Here is a 20,335-nt window from a genome sequence, read left to right as displayed (position 1 = left end):
TTCTTGCCTTTCTACCACTTCCCCGTCGGCCCCGCCGGTGCCGGGGGGCCCCCTCGGGCCGCCGCCGGCCGGCGTGGCCGGGGGGGGCGCCGCGGCCCCCCCCCCCCCGCCCCCGTCGCGCCCGTCGCGTTCGGCCGCGGGGTGCGAACCCGGGACGGGCTCAGCGCAGGAGCCAGTCGCGGGTCAGTTCCATCACCTCGGCGCGGCTGCGGCCCTCGTGGTCGACGGCGACGAGGTGGTGGCCGATCCGGAGCGAGAAGCTGACCAGGCTGCGGACCTCGACGTCGTCCGGGTCGGGGCAGAACGACGAGTAGAGCGAACGCAGGTACGCCATCCGGCGGTTGTCCACCCGGCGCAGGCGCTCGGCGACCGCCTCGTCGCGCCGCGCCCAGTCGCGGATCGCCAGGTCGACGGTGGTGCCGGTCACCGGTCCGTCGCCACTGGTGGCGGCGATCGCGAAGAGCCGCCCGAGCCGGGTGCGGGCGTCGCCGCCCTCGTCCTCGACCTGGGCGATCACGCCCTCGGTGACCTCCCGCTCCCAGGTGTCGAGCATCTCGTCGAGCAGCGCGCCGCGGTTGCGGAAGTACCCGTAGAAGCCGCCCTTGGTGACGCCGAGCGCCTGCGCCAGCGGCTCCACCCGCACCGCGTCCGGGCCGCCGGCCGCGAGCGCCCGCAGGCCCTCCTCGATCCACCGGGCGCGCGGCGTCCGCGTCACACCCATGCCGGGCTCCTCGCCGCGTCTCGTTCCACTGTGTCGCTCCTCACGCTCGCACCCTTGCGTATACGCCACCGTACACACGGGTCTAGCCTGCTTCTATACGGCACCGTACAGACAGGGGCACCGCAGATGAGACTCCCCAGCACGGCCCACACCTCCCGCCCGTGGCGGATCCACGAGATCGCCCCCGACTTCCACCTGGAGGACGTCTGGGCCCTGCCGACCCCCGGCGGCCCCGACGACCTCGACCGGCTGGTCGCCCAGTTCGCCAACGGTGCCGGTGCCCCGATGTCCGACTCCCCCGTCGTCCGCCTCCTCTTCGCGATCCGCTGGAAGCTCGGCGGCCTCCTCGGCTGGGACAAGCCCGACACCGGCCTCGGCGCCCGCGTCCCCACCCTCCGCGACCGCCTCCCCGCCGACCTCCGCGACGCCCCGCGCGGCCCCGACACCCGTTCGGCGCCGTTCCGCTCCGTCTACCGGCTCCACGACGAGTGGACCGCCGAGATGGCCAACCGCACCGTGCACGGCGTCCTCCACCTCGGCTGGGTCGAGACCTCCCCCGGCAGCGGCACCTACCACGCCCAGATGGCCGTCCTGGTCAAGCCCAACGGCCCCTTCGGCCGGCTCTACATGGCCGCCATCAAGCCGTTCCGCCACCTCGGCGTCTATCCCGCCCTCCTCCGCTCCATCGGTCAGCGCTGGCACGCCGACACCCCCGGCTCGCGCTGAGCGGGCGGGGTACGGGCAAGGGCGCGGGCGGGCACGGGTACGGGCGCGGGCCGGGGGCGGCGAGGTCAGCCGGTCGACTCCGCCCAGCCGCCGGTGCTGCGGTGCCGGCCCAGGCCGACCGACTCGATCTCGTCCACCCTGCCCTCCTCGGTGCGCGCGCCGATCCGCCGCAGGGCGCGGGAGATCGGGGTGCCCTCGGCCGGGGAGGGCTCGAACTCTCCGATGGTGAGCGGGCCGAGGGCGATCCCGCCGTCCGCCCAGACGGCGGCCCGCTGAGTGCCGCTGCCGCCGAAGTAGTCCGCCTCGACGCAGGCGATCGGGCCGGCCTTCGACCAGGCGGCCAGCCGGAGTTCGAAGCCGTCCGAGTGCCACCCGAACCCGGCCCCGCCGCCGGACCCGCGCACTCCGCCGTCGCCCTGGAGCGCGGCGAGGACGGCGGAGGTGACCGGAATCAGGGCCAGCCCCTGCGCCAGGGGCACCACCCGGGCCGCCGGAACCTCCGCCGCAGCCAGCGTCAGCAGCTCCCGAGTTCCTATCAGCGCCTGGAGTTCATAGGACATGGCGGCCATGGTGTCCCACCGCACCGACAGTCGGCCCGGAATTTATGATTCCGTGCCCGGTCGGAGACCGTAGAGCAGGGTGAAGACGGTCACGTCCAGCGCGTCCTCGGCCGAACTCGGGCCTTCCTCGTTCAGTTCGTCGAAGATTTCGGCCAGTTGGGAACGCAACCGGTCCAGCCGGTCGGGGCTGAGCCGCAGCGCGAAGTCCGCGAACAGTCCGGACGGCGGGCCCGGGTCGCCCGGCGTCCGGCCGAAGTCCAGCCGGCCCTCGGCGATCCTGGCGCGGAAGTCGGACCGCACCCGGTCCATCGCGGCCAGGACGGCGTCGTACGCCTCGGAGCGGGTCGGGGAGCCGGCGGTGAACATCCCCGGGGCCAGCCGGATCGCGCCCTGGGCGGCCCGGTAGCGGCTCTCCACGATGCCGGAGACCAGCCGGGTGCCGGCCACCAGGACCAGCCCGGCCTTCTCCAGCTGCTTGATGTGCCGGTAGAGCTTGGTCTGCGGCTCGTCCAGCGCGGCGGCGAGCTCCTTGGCCGTCAGCGGGCGGTCCTCGGAGGACTGCAGGGCGCCGAGGATGGCCAGGCGCAGCGGGTCGGCCAGCGCCTTGAGCACCGCGACGTCGGACACCTGGCGTTCCTTGACCCAGGTGACGGGCTGCTGCTCGCCACTGTCGGCGGCTTCCGGTACGTGCTCGACCACGGGGTCACCCTTCCAGATCGGCCGCTCCGTCCGCAATCACGCCCCGGTGAGCGCTCACCATCGAGCCATCGGTCACTCTTGCGCAATCAATTAGGCCTGGCACATCATTTACATGAGCGTGAATGATGTGCCGATCGCGAACGATGGAGGCAGGACATGACGGACCAGCCGACGACGACGGCACCGACGCGACTCCGCCCGGACGACGCACCGCCGGCCGCACTCTCTTCGTCCGAACCGACACCGTCCGAACCGAGGCCCTCCGAACCGACACCGTCCGAGCCGAGGCCCTCCGCACCGCCGCCGCCCGTACCGCTGCGGCGCAACCTGCGGTTCCAGGCCCTCTGGGCCGGCCAGGCCTCCGCGACCCTCGGCATGGTGATCGGCGACACCGCCTTCCCCCTGCTGGTCCTCGCGCTCACCGGCTCCTCCACCGCCGCCGGGGCCTTCGGCGCCGTGCAGATGGCCACCACCCTGGTGCTGGGCGTCCACGGCGGCCTGGTGGCCGACCGGGTGGACCGCCGCCGGGTGCTGATCGCCGCCGACGGCGCCCGGCTGCTCGCCCTCGCCAGCGTCCCGGCGGCCCTGGCGTTCGGCCCGCCGCACCTGGCCCACCTGCTGCTCGTCGCCGCCGTGATCGGCGCGACCGTCGCCTACAGCGGCCCGGTCCGGCTGCTCGCACTGCGCTCGGTGGTCCCGCCGGAGCAGCTGTCCCAGGCTCTGGCCCAGGACGAGGCCCGGATGAGCGGGGCCGCGCTGGCCGGACCGCCGCTGGCCGGGTTCCTGTTCGGGCTCGGCCGGGCGGTCCCCTTCCTCGGGGCCGCGCTCGCCTCGCTGCTCGCGCTGGTCGCCGCCCTCGCGGTGCGCTTCCCCAGCCCGCACGAGTCCGGGGCTCCCGGCCGGCGTGCCGGGGGCGGCGCCCTGGACGGCTTCCGCGTCCTCGCCGCCTCCCCGCTGCTGCGGGCCGCCCTGGCCGTCCTGCTGGTGATCAACCTGACCGGCGCCCCGATGCTGCTGCCCGTCATGGTGCTGCTGCGCGAGCACGGCACCGGCAGCGCCGGGATCGGCCTGGCCCTGGCCGGCGAGGCGGTCGGGGCGCTGGCCGGCGCCACCCTGGTCGCCCGGCTGCACCGGCTGGCCGGCCCCGGCGTGCTGCTGCTGGCGATGGGCTGGATCACCGTCCTGGTCCCGCTGGCGACGCTGCTGCCCGGCGGGACGCCGACCGTCTTCGCCGCGCTGTTCGTGTTCGGCGCGGGCGTGCCGGCCATGCGGGTGATGCTCGACCTACTGGTCTTCCGCCAGGTGCCGGACGCGCTGCGCGGCCGGGTGATCGCCGCGACCATGACGCTGCTCACCGCCGGCATGCCCGCCGGGACCTTCCTCACCGGTCTGCTGCTGGACCGCTCCTCCCCCACCGCCGTACTGGTCGCGATCAGTGCCCTGCTCGCCGCCGCCCTGCTGGTCGCGACCGCGAGCCGCACGCTGCGCCGCGCCGCCTGGCCCGCCGACGGATCGGGCGCCCCGCAGGACTGACCCCGGGCGTGACCGGTGCCGGGGCAGGACCCTCGCCCGGGCAGGACCGCCACCGGGGCAGACCGTCGTCCGGCCAGGGAGCAGCACCCGGGCCCGGCCGCCGGTCACCCGCACGGCCGCCCGCCGCATGCGGCGGGCCCGGCAGACGGGTGAACTGACCGCGTACCGCCCGCCCCGGGGGCCTTCCCGGAGCGGCCGCGGCCCCGTCGCGCCGCAGACCCCGCGCCACCCGTGCGATCCGTCCGGCCCGCCGCCCCGTGCAGCCGTGTCCGGCATCCATGCGGGCCCGGCCCCGGCCGACCGGCCGAGCCACGGCGGCGCCGCACCGGAGGAGGACCGGATGAGTTCCACGGACGCGCCCCCGTCCGGCCGCACCGGACGTGCCCGTCCCCGCACCCCTGGCGCCCCCGACGCCCCCGGCGGCGGACCCCGGCGGCCCGGCTGGGCGGCCGCCGCCCGTCGGCCGTCCTGGCCGGCGCTCGTCCTGCTGGCCACGGCCGCGCTGGCCGGCCTGCGCCTCGCCCCGGCCGCCGCGCCCCCCGGCCCGCTCCTCGGCGCACTCCCCGGCCCGGTCCGCGCCCGCCCCGCCCCGGCGCCGACGGGCCCGCCGGCGCGCTGCCGGCCCGACGGGGAGCGGCCGACCCGCCGCCCGGACCGCACCGGCGCCTCGCCGAGGGCTTCGCCAACTGGACCGGGAAGTGATGGAGTTGACCTGACGAAGGCTCAGCCGAGCCCGTCCGGCCCAGAGGAGGACCCGCCGTGCCCCGCCCCTTCACCGTCGAGGACCACACCGCCCGGATGGCCCGCGCCACCGCCGAGGCGACCGCCGCCGGGCTGGCCGGCCTGGTCGTCGCCCCCGGCCCCGACCTGGTCTACCTGTGCGGCTACTCGCCCACCGCGACCACCGAGCGGTTGACCGCCCTCGTCCTCACCGCCGGGCGCGAACCCGCCCTGGTGGTCCCCAGGTTGGAGCGTCCGGACGCCGAGAAGGCGGTCGGCGCCCCGGCCGTCCGGCTGCTCGACTGGTCGGACGGCGCGGACCCGTTCGCCACCGTCGGCCCGCTGCTCGACCCGGCCGGACGGTACGGCGTCTCCGACAACACCTGGGCGCTGCACCTGCTCGGATTCCAGGCCGCGCTGCCCGGCGCCTCGTTCACCTCGTTCACCGACAGCCTGCCGATGCTGCGTGCCGTCAAGGACACCGAGGAGCTGGACCGCCTGGCCGCGGCCGGCGGCGCGGCGGACGCCGCCTACCGGCGCATCCTGGAGGTCCGCTTCGCCGGCCGCCGGGAGTCCGACGTGGCCGCCGACCTCGGCGCGCTGCTCATCCAGTACGGGCACAGCCAGGTCGACTTCACCGTGGTCGGCTCCGGCCCGAACGGCGCCGATCCGCACCATGAGGCCGGTGACCGGGTCATCCGTACGGGTGACACCGTGGTGCTGGACTTCGGCGGTCTGAAGGACGGGTACGGCTCCGACACCACCCGTACGGTGCACGTCGGCCCGGACGTCCCGGACGAGGTGCGGAAGGTGCACGGCCTGGTCCGGCTGGCCCAGCAGACCGCGTTCGAGGCGGTCCGCCCCGGGATCGCGTGCCAGGAGATCGACCGGATCGCCCGCCGGGTGATCACCGAGGGCGGGTACGGCGAGTACTTCGTCCACCGCACCGGCCACGGCATCGGCACCACCACGCACGAACCTCCGTACCTGGTCGAGGGCGAGGAGCGGCCGCTGGTGCCGGGCATGTGCTTCTCGATCGAGCCCGGGATCTACCTGCCCGGCCGGTTCGGTGTCCGGATCGAGGACATCGTCACCGTCACCGAGGCCGGTGGCCGCCGCTTCAACAACACCCCGCACGAGTTGGGCATCGTGGCCTGACCGTCCCTGACCGACCGTCCAACCGGGTGCCGACCGAATCGGATGTTCTTACGATCCGGTCATATTTCACCCAGAGTCCTCCAAGTTTGGATTGCTAGTTTCGGTGCGCATGACCAAGACCCTCCCCCCGGCCCCGCACGACGTGCGGGCCGGGCAGCCGCGCCCGGTGCCTCCGCCCCGCCCACGCGTGACGGGCTGGTCGAGACTCCGCTGGCTGGCCTGGCCGCTCTACCTGACGTGCCTCCTCTGGTTCCTCCGGACCGAGGGCATCCCCGCGGCCAACGACGTGCTGTTCCTCTGGCTGATCGCCGCCCTGCTGACCGCCGCCGTGCACAGCGGACACGGCCCCCGCGGCTTCCTCCTGGTCCTGCGCGACTGGGTGCCGGTGATGGCCGTGGTGTGGACGTACTCGCTGCTGCGCGGCTACGGCGCACACACCCCGTGGGCCCCGCACTGGCTGCCGCAGCTGCGCTTCGACGAGGTGCTCGGCTTCGGCGAGACCTGGACCGTCCGGCTCCAGCACGCCCTCTACGACTCCGGCTCGCCGCACTGGTACGACTACGCCGCGGTGGCCGTCTACCTCTCGCACTTCTTCGTCGTCTACCTGCTGCTCGCGGTGCTCTGGCGGCGTGCCCACCACCGGTTCCGGCAGCTGCTCGCCGCCTACCTGGCGCTCACGTTCGCGGGCTTCGCCACCTACATCCTCTACCCGGCCGACCCGCCATGGCTGGTCTCCCAGGAGGGCAACCTGCCGCACCTGTCCCGGGTGGTCTGGGAGGTGATCTCGGTGAGCGGGCTGCCGCAGGCCGACTCCCTGCTGGAGAACGGCAGCCAGTTCGCCAACGACGTCGCCGCGATGCCCTCGCTGCACTCCGCCTACCCGGCGATGCTGCTGTTCTTCTTCTGGCCCACCGCCGGGCGCCGACTGCGGGCGGTGCTGGTCGCCTACCCGCTCGCGATGACCTTCACCCTGGTCTACGGCGCGGAGCACTTCATCATCGACGTCTTCGTCGGCTGGGCCTACGCGGCCGCGGTGGTGTTCGGCCTGCGTCGGCTGCGCAACCGCCGGGCGGTGGCGGCGACTTCGGCCCCGGCTTCGACGGCTTCGGGCGTGACGGCTCCGGCTGCTTCGACGGCGCCGGCGAAGGGCGCGGCGAAGGACACCGCGAAGGGCACGGCAGACTTGGCCGGGTGAATCCGAGCCCACCGATGAAGCCCACCGCCGAGCAACTGCTGGCCGCCAAGGACACCACCATCCCGGACGTCTCCGGCCCCGGGCTGCGGGTGCTGTTCTGCGGCATCAACCCGGGCCTGTGGTCCGGCGCCACCGGGCACCACTTCGCCCGCCCTGGCAACCGCTTCTGGCCCGCCCTGTACCGCTCCGGCTTCACCGAGCGCCAGTACCGCCCGGACGAGCAGCGGGAGTTGCTCGCGCTCGGCCTGGGCATCACCAACGTCGCCCCGCGCACCACCGCCAAGGCGGACGAACTGACCGCCGAGGAGCTGCGCGAGGGTGGCGCCGCGCTGCGCGAACGGGTGCTGCGGCTGCGTCCGCGCGTCCTGGCGGTGCTCGGGATCGGCGCCTACCGGACGGCCTTCGGGCAGCGCCGGGCCGCGCTCGGCCGGCAGCCGGAGCGCATCGGCGACACCGAGGTGTGGGTACTGCCGAACCCCAGCGGCCTCAACGCGCACTACACCCTGGACGGACTGGCCGAGGAGTTCCGCAGGCTCCGGGAGGCCGTCGACGGCCGCACCGACGAGGACCGATCCGAGGAGGAACGATCCGTCGAGGAGCGATCCGTCGAGGACGAGACGGCCGAGGACCGGTCGGCCGAGGACTGAACCGTCGCGGTCAGGCCGCTGGGGCCTGACCGGTCGAAGGCCGGGCCGCCGAGAGCCCGGCCGGGAGCGGCAGTTCGCGCAGTTCGCGGATCAGCGCCCGGACGGCGGCCGTCCCGGCCAGCTCGGGCGTGGTGACGTACCCGACGGAACGACTGGGCGGCTGCGGCCCGAGGTCGGTGACGGCGAGGCCCGCCGGGGCGCCGAGCAGCGCCGTCCGGGGCATGATCGCCATGCCGAGGCCCTGGGCGACCAGCGAGAGCGCCACCGTGTCGTCCTCCACGTCCACGGTCGCGGGCGGGATCCAGTCCTGCCGCTGCCACCAGTCCCGGGTGTACGAGCCGCAGTTCTCGTCCCAGTCGACCAGCGGGAGTCCGCGCGGCGCCGGGTGGCCCTGCGGGTGCGCCAGCGCGTACGACTCCTCGTACAGCGGCACGGCGACCAGGCCCGGTACGGGCGGCGGACCGCCCGCGTCGAGCGTCGCCAGCCCGAGGTCGGCGCGCCCGTCGGCGACCTCCCCGGCGGTGCCGCGGCCGATCTCCCGGACGATCCGGACCCGGGTGCCGAGCCCGGGGTGGCGCTCGGCGAGCCGGGCCAGGACGGGCGGGAGCAACTGGGCGGCGGCGCTGCGGAAGGCGGCGATCCGCAGCGTGCCGGTCAGCGGCCCGTCCGCGGCCCCCGCGCCGCGCACCTCGGGGCCCATCGCGTCCAGCAGCCGCAGGATCCGACGGGCGTACGCCACCGCCCGCGCGCCGCCCTCGGTGGGGCGTGCGCCGTGGCGCCCGCGGTCGAAGAGCACCGTGCCGAGCTTCCGCTCGCAGGCGCGCACGGCGTGCGAGACGGCGGACTGGGTGGTGCCCAGGCGTGCGGCGGCCGCCGTGAAGCTCTGCTCCTCCTCGACCGCGATCAGGATCCGCAGCTCGTGCGGGGCGAGGTGCCGGCCGGAGTCCGGGCCGGGAGGCGCGGCGGAAGCCGGGCCGGGACGCGGGGCAGGAGCGATCATGCGCCCGAATCTAACCCGCGATCCATCGACTCCGCTCATGGATGCCGCCGTTCCATCGACCGGCACCCCTGCCCGGCCGCTCCCTCGCTTCCTACGGTGATCACGTCCCGCCGGCCACCGCCCACCTGGAGCAGCACCCGATGTCCCGTCCCACCGCCCGCGCCGTCCACCTGGTCTCCCGCCCCGACGGCACGCCGACCGCCGCGAACTTCGCCTTCGTCGAGGAGACCGTCCCGGCCCTCGCGACGGGCGAGGTCCTGGTCGAGAACCTCTACCAGTCCGTCGACCCGTACATGCGCGAGGAGATGGACGAGGGCGGCTGGGCGCTGCACGCCCCGCTGGAGGGCCGCACCCTCGGCCGGGTGGTGGAGTCCCGGGCCGACGCCCTGCCGGTCGGCGCGCTGGTCCAGCACCGCCGGGCCTGGCGCACCCACTCGGTGGTCACCACCGAAGGTGCGAGCCTGCTGCCCGACTTCGCCGGTGTCCCGCTCAGCGCCCACCTGTCGGTGCTCGGCGGCACCGGCCTGTCCGCCTGGGTCGCCCTGACCAGGATCGCCCGGCTCCAGCCCGGCGAGACGCTCTTCGTCTCGGCGGCCGCCGGCGGCGTCGGCACCGCCGCCGGGCAGCTCGCCCGCCTGCTCGGTGCCGGACGGATCGTCGGCAGCACCGGCTCCGCCGCCAAGGCCGCCCGCCTCACCGAGCGGCTCGGCTTCGACGCCGCCTTCGACTACCACGACGGCCCGATCGCGGACCGCCTGCGCGAGGCCGCCCCCGAGGGGCTGCACGCCTACCTGGACAACGTCGGCGGCGACCACCTGGAGGCGGCGATCGGCGCCCTGCGCGAGCACGGCCGGATCGCCTGGTGCGGCGCGGTCGCCCAGTACGACCGGCTCGGCGACCCACCGGCCGCCCCGCGCAACCTGTACGACGTGGTCGGCAAGAGCCTGCGGCTGGAGGGCTTCCTGGTCCGCAACCACCTCGACGCCCGGCCGGAGCTGTACGACTTCCTGGTCCCGCACCTGCGCTCGGGCGCCGTCGTGCCGGACGAGACCGTCGTGGACGGCTTCGACCGGGTGGTGGACGCCTTCCTCGGCATGCTGCGCGGCGCCAACACGGGCAAGATGCTGGTCCGGATCGCCGACTGACCGGCCCCGGCCCCACCGCGCGCGCCCGCCCGACCGCAAGCCCCACACCGCGCGCCCGCACGGCTCGCCGTGCTCACCCCGCCAGGACGGGCAGGACAGGCAGGACGGCCAGGTCGAGCGCGGCGAGCCGGGCCGGGTCCGCCACCACCTCGTAACCGGCCACCCGGCCGTCCGCGACCGCCATCCTCAGCACCAGCCGCAGCCGCCCGTCCGGGGCGATCAGGATGCCGGGAAGCCCGTCCACCAGGGCCACCGCGCCGTAGCGGGCCCGGCGGCCGAAGACCGTGGTCTCCCGGGCGACGGCCCGCGCGCCCCGGGCCACCGGCGCGAGGCCGGGCCCCAGCGCCGCCGGATCGGCCCGGCGCACCACGTCCGGGGCCAGCACGGCCAGCAGGTCGGCCAGGTCCCCGCCCCGGGCGGCGGCCAGGAAGGCCTCCACCACCCGCCGGTGCCCGGCCAGCGGCTCCGGGGGCAGCGCGGCCGTCCCGCGGACCCGCTGCCGGGCCCGGCTGGCCAGCTTCTTGGCGGCCACCGGGGTCCGCCCGACGATCGGCGCGATCTGCTCGAAGGGCACCGCGAAGCCGTCGTGCAGCACGAAGGCGACCCGCTCGGCCGGGCCCAGCCGGTCCAGCACCACGAGCAGCGCCCGGCCCACCGACTCGATCAGCAGCGCCTCCCGCTCCGGCTCCGGGCCGCCGCCCGCCGGGTCCGGCAGCGCCTCGTCGGTCGGCTCCTCGCGACGCGCCGCGCGGGCCCGCAGCAGGTCCAGGCAGATCCGGGAGACCACCGTGGTCAGCCAGCCGGGCAGGTTGCCGATCTCCGCCGGATCGGTGCGGACCAGCCGCAGCCAGGCCTCCTGCACGGCGTCCTCGGCCTCGCCGGTCGAACCGAGCATCCGCTGGGCGATCGCCCGCAGCCGGCCGCGCTCGGCCTCGAACCGCTCGCCCGTCGCCCCGGCGTCCCGTCCCGGGGCCGCCGGCGCTCCAGCCTCCGGTGCTCCAGCCGCCGGTGCTCCGGCCCCCGGTGCTCCGGCCGCCGTTCCCGGCATCGCGTCGCGGTCCATCGGTCACCTTTCCTCGGCGGGGCTCGTCACCGCTATGACGATCCGTCCCCCTCCGAGGTGACCAGGAGACCCCCATGACCTCCGCCACGCTGCTCCACCTGGACTCCAGCATCAGCCCGTCCGGCTCGGTCAGCCGCGCCCTGACCGCCCGCTTCGCCGACGCCTGGCGCGCCCGGCACGGCGCCGCCGCCCGGCACCGGCACCGCGACCTCGCCGCCGACCCGGTGCCCGCGGTGGGCGCCCCCTTCGACGCCCTCGGCCGCCGCACCGAGCGTAGGGGGACACTCCCGCTGGACGACATCGGCCGCCTCGCCGAGGGGCCGGACGAAGCGCGCGAGTGGGCGCTCAGCCGCCCGTTGATCGAGGAACTGCGGGCCGCCGACGTCCTGCTGATCGGCAGCCCGATGTACAACTACACCGTCTCGACCGGCCTCAAGGCGTGGATCGACCGGGTCACCCTCCCCGGCGTCCACCACGACCCGGAGAGCGGCGAGCCGCTGCTGCGCGAGACCCGCGTGGTGGTCGTCGCGGTCCGCGGCGGCGGCTACGCGCCGGACACCCCGCGCGCCCACTGCGACTTCCAGGTCCCGTACCTGCGGGCGTACTTCGACCGGATCGGGATCGCGGCGGAGCACCTGCACGTGGTCACCGCGGAACTCACCAGGGCCGCGGACGTCCCGGCGCTGAACGCCCTCCAGCCGCTCGCCGTCGAGTCGCTGGCGGCGGCCGGGGCCGCCCTCGACGACCTGGCCGCGGCGCTCTGAGCCCGCCCGGCCCACCGCTCCGAGCCCGGCACGGCGCTCCGAGCCCGCCCCGCCCACGGGGCGACAGGCCCTACAGCGGGGTGACGGCCTTGAGCACCACCAGCAGGGCCACGGCGGCGTTGAGCGCGCACAGCGCCGACGCCGCCGTACCGATCGCCGCGACCATCGCCGCCAGGCCCGCCGGGGTCTTGGCCGGCGGCCAGTTGCGGGAGGTCGGCACCGGGCCGAGCAGTGCGGCGACCCGGCGCGGCACCGGCCCGGCCGCCGCGGCCGGGGAGGCGAAGGCCGCGAAGCCGGGGACAGGGGCGGCGTGCGAGACCAGCGCCGCCCGGGCCACCGCCCGCGCGGTGATCCGGCGGTCCCCGACGGCCTGCGCCGAGTCCTCGTCCGCCCACCGCTCCGCGCTGTACGCCACCGCGTGCTGCAGCGGCCGCAGGAACGGGTTGACGCAGGCGGCGAGCTGGGTGGCCAGCAGGTACCGGTGGTGCCGGTGGCGCAGGTGCGCCCGCTCGTGGGCGAGCAGCGCCTCGCGCTCGTCGGCGGCCAACCCGGCCAGCATCCCGGTGGAGACCACCACCCGGCCGGGCGAGCCGGGCAGGGCGTAGGCGTACGGGCTGCGGTCCGGCAGCACCGCGAGGTCGCCGGACTCCCCCGGCCCGGCGGGCAGCCCGCTCAGCGCCCGGCGGGCCCGGGTCCGCACCCGCAGGTGCCGGACGACCGTCCGGGCGCAGGCGAAGCCCACCAGGGCCAGCAGCCACATCACCACGGTGCCGACCGTCTCGTGGTACGGCAGCGCGGCCCGCACCTCCGGGTCGGACCAGCTGTCCGGCAGCGGGTTGCCGGGGATCTGTGCGGTGCCCACCACGCCGATCAGCCCGAGGCAGAGCACGCTGCACAGCGCCAGCACCGCGCTGATCACGGTCATCAGCCGGGCCGCCCCGCGCGGGTGCAGGTGCTGCTCGGTCAGCCGCGCGATCGGGACCGCGGTGAGCGGCAGGACGAGCGGGAGGAAGACGAAGACGCCCACGGCTCAGCTCTCACGGTCGGTCGCCGCCGGATCGGCGGACGCGGCGTCCAGCAGCGTCCGGAGCAGTTCCTCGTCGTGCGGCAGCAGCGCGGTGACGAAGCTGGCCAGGACGGCGTCCCGGTCCGCCTCGCCGTCGAGCATCCGGCGCATCCGCAGCGCGGCCAGCCCGGCGGCGTCCGAGGAGGCCTGCCACAGGTAGGAACGGCCGGAGCGGGTCCGGGTCACGGCGTTCTTGGCGTGCAGCCGGGACAGGATGGTCATCACCGTGGTGTACGCCAGGTCACCCTCCAGGCGTTCCTGGACCCATCCCGCGGCGGCCGGGCCGGGCGCCTGCTGGAGCACCGCGAGCACCTGGGCCTCCAGCTCGCCCTGACCGCGGCGGCGGGCCGGCGCGTCCCCGGCCGCCGGGGCGTTCCTCTCGTCTGCCATGGCGGCCCACTCCCTCCGGATGCCGCGCCCGGACCGTCGGGCGCGGGATCATCCTAACGAGCGAGGGGCCGCCCGGGCCGGTCGGAGCCGGGTCGCCGGGCGTACGGCGGGCGTCCGCACGGCACCGCGTTCCGCGCGCGCACGGTGCCGGGGACGATCTTGGGTCTTGTCTCACGTGTGCGACCCCGCGCTCCGCGCCCACGGTGCCGGGATCGACGGTGGCCCGGCAGTGCCCGGCCACGCCGCCGCGGCGCCCGCGGGTCAGGTCCGGGCCCGCTGGGTGACGGCGATGCAGACCAGCACCACCACCGCGGTGACCGGCGCCGCCGCCGGCAGCCGCTCGCCGAGCAGCAGCACCGACCAGACCAGGGTCAGCAGCGGCTGCGCGAGCTGGAGCTGACTGGCCCTCGGCACCCCGATCCCGGCCATCCCCCGGTACCAGAGCACGAACCCGCCGAGCTGCGAGACCGCCGCCGTGTACGCCAGCCCGACCAGCGCCTCCGCCCCGAGCCGGACCGGCTCGGCGCCCAGCCCGAGCGCGGTGGTCAGCAGCGTCGCGGGCAGCGCGGCCACCACCGCCCAGGCGATCACCTGGGCGCCCGGCAGCTCCCGGGAGAGCCGCCCGCCCTCGGCGTACCCGGCGGCGCAGAGCAGCAGCGCCACGAACAGGTAGAGGTCTGCGGTGGTCGGCCGGCCGTGGCTCTGCACCAGGGTGAACGCGAGGACGGCGGCGGCCCCGGCGAGCGCCGCCGCCCAGAACGCCCCGGACGGCCGGCGGCCGGTGCGCAGCGCCGCGACCGCCGCCGTGGCCAGCGGCAGCACGCCGATGACGACCGCCGAGTGGGCGGTCGAGGAGGTGCGCAGGGCGAGCGTGGTCAGCAGCGGGAAGCCGAGGACGCAGCCGCCGGAGACCACCAGCAGTGCGGGCCAGTGCCGGCGCCGCGGCAGCGGGGCGCGGACGGCCGCCAGGTAGAGCACGGCCAGCAGGCCGGCCAGGGCGCCGCGCAGACCGGTCGCGGACCACGGGCCGAAGCCGGTCAGGGACCACGCGGTGGCGGGGAAGCTGAGCGAGAAGGAGGCCACCCCGAGGGCCGCGAGGGCGGTGCCGGAGGCGGGGGCCGTTCGAGGTGCTACCGCCGGGGAGCGGGTAGCGCTATCTTGTGCCGTCATGAACGAGCGTAGCAGTGTGGCCGAACTCGCCGACACCCTGCGGCGGGAGGTCGAGCGCTATCCGGAGGGACGGAAGCTGCCCTCCAGCCGGGCGCTGGTGGAGCGCCATCAGGTCAGCCCGGTGACGGTCTCCCGGGCCATCGCGGTGCTCGTGGCCGAGGGGCTGGTGGTCTCCCGGCCGGGCTCCGGGGTGTTCCGGGCGGCGGCCTTCGCCGCGGCCCCGGCCGTCCCCGCCGCACCGGCCGGCCGGACCGGCGACCTCTCCTGGCAGCAGATCGCGCTCAGCGCCGACTCCGGCCCGCGCGACCTGCTCGCCGCCCCGGTGTTCGCCACCCTGCGGGTGCCCCCGCCGGACGTCATCGACCTCAACAGCGGCTACCCGCACGCCTCGCTGCTGCCCGAGCGGCTGCTCGCCGCCGCCCTCGCCCGGGCCGGCCGGAGGCCGGGCGCCTGGAACCGCCCGCCCACCGACGGCCTCACCGAGCTGCGCGGCTGGTTCGCCCGCGACATCGGCGGCCACGGCGGCCCCGTCGGCGCCGGGGACGTCCTGGTCACCTCCGGCGGGCAGAGCGGGCTGACCGTCGCCATGCGGGCGCTCGCCGCGCCCGGCGCGCCGGTGCTGGTGGAGTCGCCGACGTACTCGGGCATCCTGGCGGTCGTCCGGGCGGCCGGGCTGCGGCCCGTCCCCGTCCCGGTGGACTCCGACGGCGTGCGCACCGACCTGCTGGCGGACGCCTTCGAGGCCACCCGGGCACGGGTCTTCGTCTGCCAGCCGCTGTTCCAGAACCCCACCGGCGCGGTGCTGTCGCCCGGGCGGCGGGCGGAGGTGCTGCGGATCGCCCGGGCGGCCGGGGCCTTCGTGGTCGAGGACGACTTCGCCCGGCTGCTGGTCCACGCGGACGCCCCCGCGCTGCCGCGCCCGCTCGCCGCCGAAGACCGCGACGGGGTCGTGGTCCACCTGCGCTCGCTGACCAAGGCGGCCTCCCCCAACCTGCGGGTCGGCGCCCTCACCGCGCGCGGCCCGGCGCTGGCCCGGCTGCGGGCCACCCAGGTGGTGGACAGCTTCTTCGTGCCCCGGCCGCTCCAGGAGGCCACCCTGGAACTGGTCGCCGACCCCGCCTGGGCCCGGCACCTGCGTGCCCTCGGCGCCGAACTGCGCGACCGCCGCACCGCCGCCGTCGCCGCCCTGCACCGCGAACTGCCCGGCGTCCTCGGCGCCCACCGCCCCGGCGGCTACCACCTGTGGCTGCGGCTCCCGGACGGCGTCGACGACACCGCCCTCGCCGCGGCCGCCCTGCGCGCCGGCGTCCAGCTCTCCCCAGGCCGCCCCTACCACCCCGCCGAGCCCCCGGCCCCCCACCTGCGCCTCAGCTACGCGGCGGCCGAGAGCGCCGCCCAAGTCGTCGAGGGCGTCCACCGCCTGCGCCTGGCGTTCGAGGAGGAGGCGGGCTGACGCCCTGGGGGTGCCCGGCTCCGGCCGTGCGGACGCCTAGCCCCGGCCGCCGGCCATCCGCTCCAGGCGGGCGATGCGCTCGGCCATCGGCGGGTGGGTGGAGAAGAGCCTGGCACCGGCCTCGCCGGGCCGGAACGGGCTGGCGATCATCATGTGGCTCGCCGTCTGGAGCTGCGGCTCGGGCGGGAGGGGCAGCTGACGGGTGCCGGCGTCGAGCTTCCGCAGGGCGCCGGCGAGGGCCAGCGGGTCGCCGGTGATCCGGGCGCCGTCGGCGTCGGCCTGGTACTCGCGGGAGCGGCTGACCGCCAGCTGGATCAGCCCGGCCGCCAGCGGGCCGAGGATCATGATCGCGAGCATTCCGAACAGCCCCGGGCCGTCGTCGTCCTCGTCGCGCCCGAACGGGATCAGCCAGGCGAAGTTCACCAGGAACATCACCACCGAGGCGAGCGCCCCGGCCACCGAGGAGATCAGGATGTCCCGGTTGTAGACGTGGCTCAGCTCGTGCCCGAGCACGCCCCGCAGCTCGCGCTCGTCCAGGATCCGCAGGATGCCCTCGGTGCAGCAGACCGCCGCGTTGCGCGGGTTGCGGCCGGTGGCGAAGGCGTTGGGGGCCGGGGTCGGGGAGATGTAGAGGCGGGGCATCGGCTGGCGGGCCGAGGTGGAGAGCTCGCGGACGATCCGGTACAGCCCGGGTGCCTCGAACTCGCTGACCGGCCGGGCCCGCATGGCCCGCAGCGCGATCCTGTCGCTGTTCCAGTAGGCGTAGGCGTTGGTTCCGAGGGCGACCAGCAGGGCGATCACGAAGCCGGTGCGTCCGAAGAGTCCGCCGATCACCAGGATCAGCGCCGAGAGGCCCCCGAGCAGGACGGCGGTCCTCAGTCCGTTGTGCCGGCTGTGCACGTCAGGCCCTCCAGTGGTGCGGTGGGGAAGCCCTTTCTGCCTCGTCCCTCTTGCCCGGTCAACGGGTGGGGCCGGGGACCTTGTTCCCTTGTGACCGACGCGACACCGACGCGACACCGCCGTGGAACCGCCGGGGAACCGGCAGCGGGACCGACGGGGAACCGCCGGGCCGGTACCCCCCGGCCCAGCCCGCCCCGGCCACGGCACACCCCGGCCCGGGCCCGGCGTGCCCGGGCTCAGAACAGCGAGCCGCCCGCGACCTGGAGGACCAGCTGCGGCGCCACCGAGAGGACCACGGCCGCCGAGGCGGTGAGCCCCAGCGTCGCGGTGAGGCTCGCCGGCAGGCGGTGCCCGGTGGCGGCCTCCCCGAGGGGCTCCTCGCCCGCCGGGGCGAACAGCCGGGCCGTCCACAGCAGGTAGTAGTACAGGGCGACGACCACGTTGACGGCCATCACCACGGCCAGCCAGCCGAGCCCGGCGTCGACCGCCGCGCGGAACACCACGACCTTGCCGAACAGGCCGACCACGCCCGGCGGCAGCCCGGCCAGGCAGAGCAGGAAGAAGGCGAGCGCCAGCGCCGTCCAGCGGTTGCGGGCGAACAGGCCGCGGAACTCGTCCACGCTGGTCCCGGCCCGGCGGCCGACGGCGGCGACCACCCCGAAGGCGCCGAGGTTCACCACGCCGTAGATCAGCGCGTACGCGGCGGTGGCGCCGAGCGGGTCCACGCCGTCGGGCGCGTAGCCGGCCGCGGCGAGCGGCACCAGCAGGTACCCGGCCTGGCCGACCGAGGACCAGGCGAGCAGCCGCACCGCGCTGTACCGGGTGTCGAAGCGCTGCCGCAGCGCGCCGACGTTGCCGACGGTCATGGTGACGGCGGCCAGCACCGCGAGCACCAGGCCCCAGGTGTGGGCGTACGGGCGGAAGGCGACGGTGGTGGCGAGCGCGAGCCCGGACAGGCCGGCCGCCTTGCCGACCACCGAGAGGTAGCCGGCCACCGGCAGCGGCGCGCCGGTGTAGGTGTCGGGCACCCAGAAGTGGAACGGCACGGCGGCGACCTTGAAGGCGAAGCCGACCAGGGTCAGCACCGCGCCCGCCTCGGCCAGCGGCCTGAGCCGGCCGGGGGCGTGCTCCAGGCCCTGGGCGACGGCGTCGAGGTGCAGGCTGCCGCTCGCCGCGTAGACGAAGCCGACGCCGAGCAGCATCACGGCGGTCGCGGTCACCGAGGAGACGAAGAACTTGAACGCGGCCTCCGCGCCCCGGCCGTCCCGGCGCAGCGCGACCAGGGCGAAGGCGGGCAGCGAGGCGACCTCCAGGGCGATCACCATGGTGGCGAGGTCGCGGGAGGCCGGCAGCAGGGCGGCGCCGGTGGCGCTGGAGAGCAGCAGGAACCAGTACTCGCCGCGCGGCAGCTTCTCGCTCTCCACGGTGTGCGCCGACAGCAGCGCCGCGATCAGCGCGCCGCCGAGGGCGAGCAGCTGGAACACCAGGGCGAAGTGGTCGGCGACGTACGAGCAGCCGCCCGCGGCGGGGCCGCTGATGGATGGAGTGTCAGACCCCCCTGCTACGTTCTGCGCACAGAATGTCGCTCGGGGTGATCCACCGGTGAGGGGAAGGAGCGCGATGAGGGCGAGGGCGAGTCCGGCCGCGGTGAGGCGGCCGAGCCACTTCCTGTGCCGCTCGGGCAGGAAGAGGTCCGTGAGCAGCACGACGAGGGCGGCCACGGCGGCGATCAGCGGGGGCGCGATCGCCACCCAGTCCACGGACTGGATCAGGCTGCCCGGGTTGGCTACGGCGAGGGAGGTCACAGTGTGCTGCCCCGTGGAGTGAGGTCCGAGTGCGGCGGTCTGGGCTGCGAGCACGGTCAGCCACCCCCGAGGAGGTGCTTGACGGCGGGGTCGGAGAGGCCGAGCAGCAGCGCGGGCCAGAGGCCGGCGAGCAGGGTGAGCGCGGCCAGCGGCGTCCAGCTGACGGCCTCGTACGGGCGCAGGTCGGTGAGCTCGGCCACCGGTGCGGGCTGCGTGGGGTCCCCCATGCAGACGCGCCTGACCACGATCAGGAGGTACGCGGCGGTGAGGAGGGTGCCGAGGCCGGCCAGGACCATGTAGGTGACGAACGCGGGGCGCGACAGGCCGTCGGCCGGGTCGAACGCGCCGAACATGGCGAGCAGCTCGCCCCAGAAGCCGGCCAGGCCGGGCAGGCCGAGGCTGGCGACGGCGGCGAAGGCGAGCAGCACGCCGAGCCGCGGGGCCCGGCCGTACAGGGCGGCGCCGGTGGCGCCGGAGAGGGTGTCGAGGTCGGCCGTGCCGTAGCGGTCCTTGAGCGCGCCGACGACGAAGAACAGCAGACCGGTGATCAGACCGTGGGCGATGTTGGCGAACAGCGCGCCGTTGACGCCCACCGGGGTGAGGGAGGCGATGCCGAGCAGCACGAAGCCCATGTGGCCGACGGACGAGTAGGCGATCAGGCGCTTGAGGTCGCCCTTGGCGCCGGGGCGGGCCAGCGCCAGGCAGGCCAGTGAGCCGTAGACGATGCCGACGGCCGCGAAGGCGCCCAGGTAGGGCGCCAGGGTGGCGGCGCCGTCCGGCACGACCGGGAGGAGGACGCGGACCAGGCCGTAGGTGCCCATCTTCAGCAGCACGCCGGCGAGCAGCACCGAGCCCACCGTCGGGGCGGCGGTGTGGGCGTCGGGGAGCCAGCTGTGCAGCGGCCAGGCGGGGGCCTTGACCGCGAGCCCGACCAGGATCGCCAGCGCGGCGACCACCTGGGTGGTGTGGCTCAGGCCGCCGCCGTGCGCGGTGGCCAGGGCCTGCATGTCGAAGGTGCCGGCCTTGCCGCCGATCAGCAGGAAGCCGAGCAGCATCACCGCCGAGCCGAGCAGCGTGTAGAGGATGAACCGGTTGGCGGCCGGCACCTTGGCGCCGCTGCCCCAGCGGGCGATCAGGAAGTACATCGGGATCAGCACGATCTCGAAGGCCACGAAGAAGAGCAGGAGGTCCAGCACCGCGAAGGTGGCGAGCATGCCGACTTCGAGCAGGAGGAACAGCCCGACGAAGGCCTGCGCGGAGGGCACGTCCGCCCCGTCCGGCAGCCGCTTCTCCGAGTACAGCGCGCAGAGGAAGGTGAGCAGCGCGGTCAGCACGACCAGCGGCAGCGAGACGCCGTCCACCCCGAGGTGGAGGCGCACGTCCAGGGCCGGGATCCAGGACACGTCGGTGGTGGCCTGCATCCGGGCGGGCTCGTCGTGGTCGAAGCCGGCCGCGAGGGCGACGGCGAGCAGGAACACCGCACCGGTGACGACGGTGTTCAGCCGCAGTGCCCGCCGGCCGGCCACGGCCCGGTCCGGCCCGAACACCGGCGCCAGGGTGAGCGCGGCGCCGAGCAGCGGAAGCACCAGGAGGGCGATGAGGACTGCGTTCATCGGGGGC

At 75.8% G+C, this 20,335-nt stretch carries 19 protein-coding genes; 8 read left to right on the top strand and 11 right to left on the bottom strand.

Translation table 11 applies throughout. The annotated features are described in order from the left end of the window. Positions 1 to 160 precede the first annotated feature (160 nt). On the bottom strand, positions 161 to 721 hold the full coding sequence (locus ACFY0X_RS13465; protein ID WP_387753153.1) for a TetR/AcrR family transcriptional regulator: 561 nt from the start codon (positions 719 to 721) through the stop codon (positions 161 to 163). Positions 722 to 847: 126 nt separating this feature from the next. Between ACFY0X_RS13465 and ACFY0X_RS13460 the strand changes: the two genes are divergently transcribed. After that, complete coding sequence (locus ACFY0X_RS13460) at positions 848 to 1,447, top strand: DUF2867 domain-containing protein (protein WP_387753150.1); 600 nt, start codon at positions 848 to 850, stop codon at positions 1,445 to 1,447. A gap of 65 nt (positions 1,448 to 1,512) precedes the next feature. On the opposite strand, the gene ACFY0X_RS13455 is transcribed toward ACFY0X_RS13460, so the two are convergent. Both ACFY0X_RS13455 and ACFY0X_RS13450 read right to left on the bottom strand, forming a co-directional pair. Then, entirely contained in the window at positions 1,513 to 2,007 is a 495-nt protein-coding gene (locus ACFY0X_RS13455) for a hypothetical protein (RefSeq protein WP_387753148.1), read from the bottom strand. A gap of 42 nt (positions 2,008 to 2,049) precedes the next feature. Further along, complete coding sequence (locus tag ACFY0X_RS13450; protein ID WP_387753145.1) at positions 2,050 to 2,706, bottom strand: ArsR/SmtB family transcription factor; 657 nt, start codon at positions 2,704 to 2,706, stop codon at positions 2,050 to 2,052. Between the two features lie 156 nt (positions 2,707 to 2,862). On the opposite strand from ACFY0X_RS13450, the gene ACFY0X_RS13445 reads away from it, so the two are divergent. From ACFY0X_RS13445 to mug, 4 genes are all read left to right on the top strand, one after another. Then, complete coding sequence (locus ACFY0X_RS13445; protein ID WP_387753142.1) at positions 2,863 to 4,239, top strand: MFS transporter; 1,377 nt, start codon at positions 2,863 to 2,865, stop codon at positions 4,237 to 4,239. Between the two features lie 798 nt (positions 4,240 to 5,037). Continuing rightward, on the top strand, positions 5,038 to 6,117 hold the full coding sequence (locus tag ACFY0X_RS13440; protein ID WP_387753225.1) for an aminopeptidase P family protein: 1,080 nt from the start codon (positions 5,038 to 5,040) through the stop codon (positions 6,115 to 6,117). A 109-nt stretch (positions 6,118 to 6,226) separates the two neighbouring features. Next, positions 6,227 to 7,312 carry a phosphatase PAP2 family protein gene (locus ACFY0X_RS13435; protein ID WP_387753140.1) on the top strand — a complete coding sequence of 362 codons (1,086 nt, stop codon included), beginning with the start codon at positions 6,227 to 6,229 and terminating at the stop codon, positions 7,310 to 7,312. Positions 7,313 to 7,326: 14 nt separating this feature from the next. Continuing rightward, positions 7,327 to 7,959, top strand: coding sequence for a G/U mismatch-specific DNA glycosylase (mug, locus tag ACFY0X_RS13430; protein ID WP_387753222.1), 633 nt, complete (start codon positions 7,327 to 7,329; stop codon positions 7,957 to 7,959). A gap of 10 nt (positions 7,960 to 7,969) precedes the next feature. Here mug and ACFY0X_RS13425 read toward each other — a convergent pair whose 3' ends face one another. Further along, positions 7,970 to 8,959, bottom strand: coding sequence for a LysR family transcriptional regulator (locus ACFY0X_RS13425; RefSeq protein ID WP_387753137.1), 990 nt, complete (start codon positions 8,957 to 8,959; stop codon positions 7,970 to 7,972). 140 nt (positions 8,960 to 9,099) lie between these two features. Here ACFY0X_RS13425 and ACFY0X_RS13420 point away from each other — a divergent pair, with 140 nt between their 5' ends. Next, positions 9,100 to 10,104, top strand: a complete 1,005-nt coding sequence (locus ACFY0X_RS13420) for an NADP-dependent oxidoreductase (RefSeq protein WP_387753134.1) — start codon at positions 9,100 to 9,102, stop codon at positions 10,102 to 10,104. A gap of 73 nt (positions 10,105 to 10,177) precedes the next feature. On the opposite strand, the gene ACFY0X_RS13415 is transcribed toward ACFY0X_RS13420, so the two are convergent. After that, entirely contained in the window at positions 10,178 to 11,167 is a 990-nt protein-coding gene (locus tag ACFY0X_RS13415) for a sigma-70 family RNA polymerase sigma factor (RefSeq protein WP_387753131.1), read from the bottom strand. Positions 11,168 to 11,241: 74 nt separating this feature from the next. On the opposite strand from ACFY0X_RS13415, the gene ACFY0X_RS13410 reads away from it, so the two are divergent. Then, complete coding sequence (locus ACFY0X_RS13410; protein ID WP_387753128.1) at positions 11,242 to 11,931, top strand: NAD(P)H-dependent oxidoreductase; 690 nt, start codon at positions 11,242 to 11,244, stop codon at positions 11,929 to 11,931. A 70-nt stretch (positions 11,932 to 12,001) separates the two neighbouring features. Here the strand turns inward: ACFY0X_RS13410 and ACFY0X_RS13405 are convergent, their stop codons facing one another. The 3 genes from ACFY0X_RS13405 to ACFY0X_RS13395 all read right to left on the bottom strand — a co-directional run bounded on the left by ACFY0X_RS13405 (position 12,002) and on the right by ACFY0X_RS13395 (position 14,557). Further along, positions 12,002 to 12,958 (bottom strand): M48 family metalloprotease, encoded by a 957-nt coding sequence (locus ACFY0X_RS13405; RefSeq protein WP_387753125.1) that lies wholly within the window; start codon positions 12,956 to 12,958, stop codon positions 12,002 to 12,004. 3 nt (positions 12,959 to 12,961) lie between these two features. Continuing rightward, positions 12,962 to 13,387 (bottom strand): BlaI/MecI/CopY family transcriptional regulator, encoded by a 426-nt coding sequence (locus ACFY0X_RS13400; protein WP_387753122.1) that lies wholly within the window; start codon positions 13,385 to 13,387, stop codon positions 12,962 to 12,964. A gap of 261 nt (positions 13,388 to 13,648) precedes the next feature. Beyond that, positions 13,649 to 14,557 carry a DMT family transporter gene (locus ACFY0X_RS13395; protein ID WP_387753119.1) on the bottom strand — a complete coding sequence of 303 codons (909 nt, stop codon included), beginning with the start codon at positions 14,555 to 14,557 and terminating at the stop codon, positions 13,649 to 13,651. Here ACFY0X_RS13395 and ACFY0X_RS13390 point away from each other — a divergent pair. Beyond that, complete coding sequence (locus ACFY0X_RS13390) at positions 14,556 to 16,010, top strand: PLP-dependent aminotransferase family protein (RefSeq protein WP_387753116.1); 1,455 nt, start codon at positions 14,556 to 14,558, stop codon at positions 16,008 to 16,010. The genes ACFY0X_RS13395 and ACFY0X_RS13390 overlap by 2 nt on opposite strands. Before the next feature lie 36 nt (positions 16,011 to 16,046). On the opposite strand, the gene htpX is transcribed toward ACFY0X_RS13390, so the two are convergent. The 3 genes from htpX to ACFY0X_RS13375 all read right to left on the bottom strand — a co-directional run bounded on the left by htpX (position 16,047) and on the right by ACFY0X_RS13375 (position 20,328). Next, positions 16,047 to 16,910 (bottom strand): zinc metalloprotease HtpX, encoded by an 864-nt coding sequence (gene htpX, locus ACFY0X_RS13385; RefSeq protein ID WP_387753113.1) that lies wholly within the window; start codon positions 16,908 to 16,910, stop codon positions 16,047 to 16,049. Between the two features lie 236 nt (positions 16,911 to 17,146). After that, a complete protein-coding gene (locus tag ACFY0X_RS13380; protein WP_387753111.1) occupies positions 17,147 to 18,715 on the bottom strand; it encodes an NADH-quinone oxidoreductase subunit N in 1,569 nt (522 codons plus the stop codon). Positions 18,716 to 18,771: 56 nt separating this feature from the next. Continuing rightward, complete coding sequence (locus ACFY0X_RS13375) at positions 18,772 to 20,328, bottom strand: NuoM family protein (RefSeq protein ID WP_387753109.1); 1,557 nt, start codon at positions 20,326 to 20,328, stop codon at positions 18,772 to 18,774. Between the last annotated feature and the right edge of the window lie 7 nt (positions 20,329 to 20,335).

Origin of the sequence: Kitasatospora sp. NPDC001547 (genome assembly GCF_042894165.1) — a bacterium.
Lineage (GTDB): Bacteria > Actinomycetota > Actinomycetes > Streptomycetales > Streptomycetaceae > Kitasatospora.
This window is presented reverse-complemented; position numbering and strand designations above follow the sequence as displayed.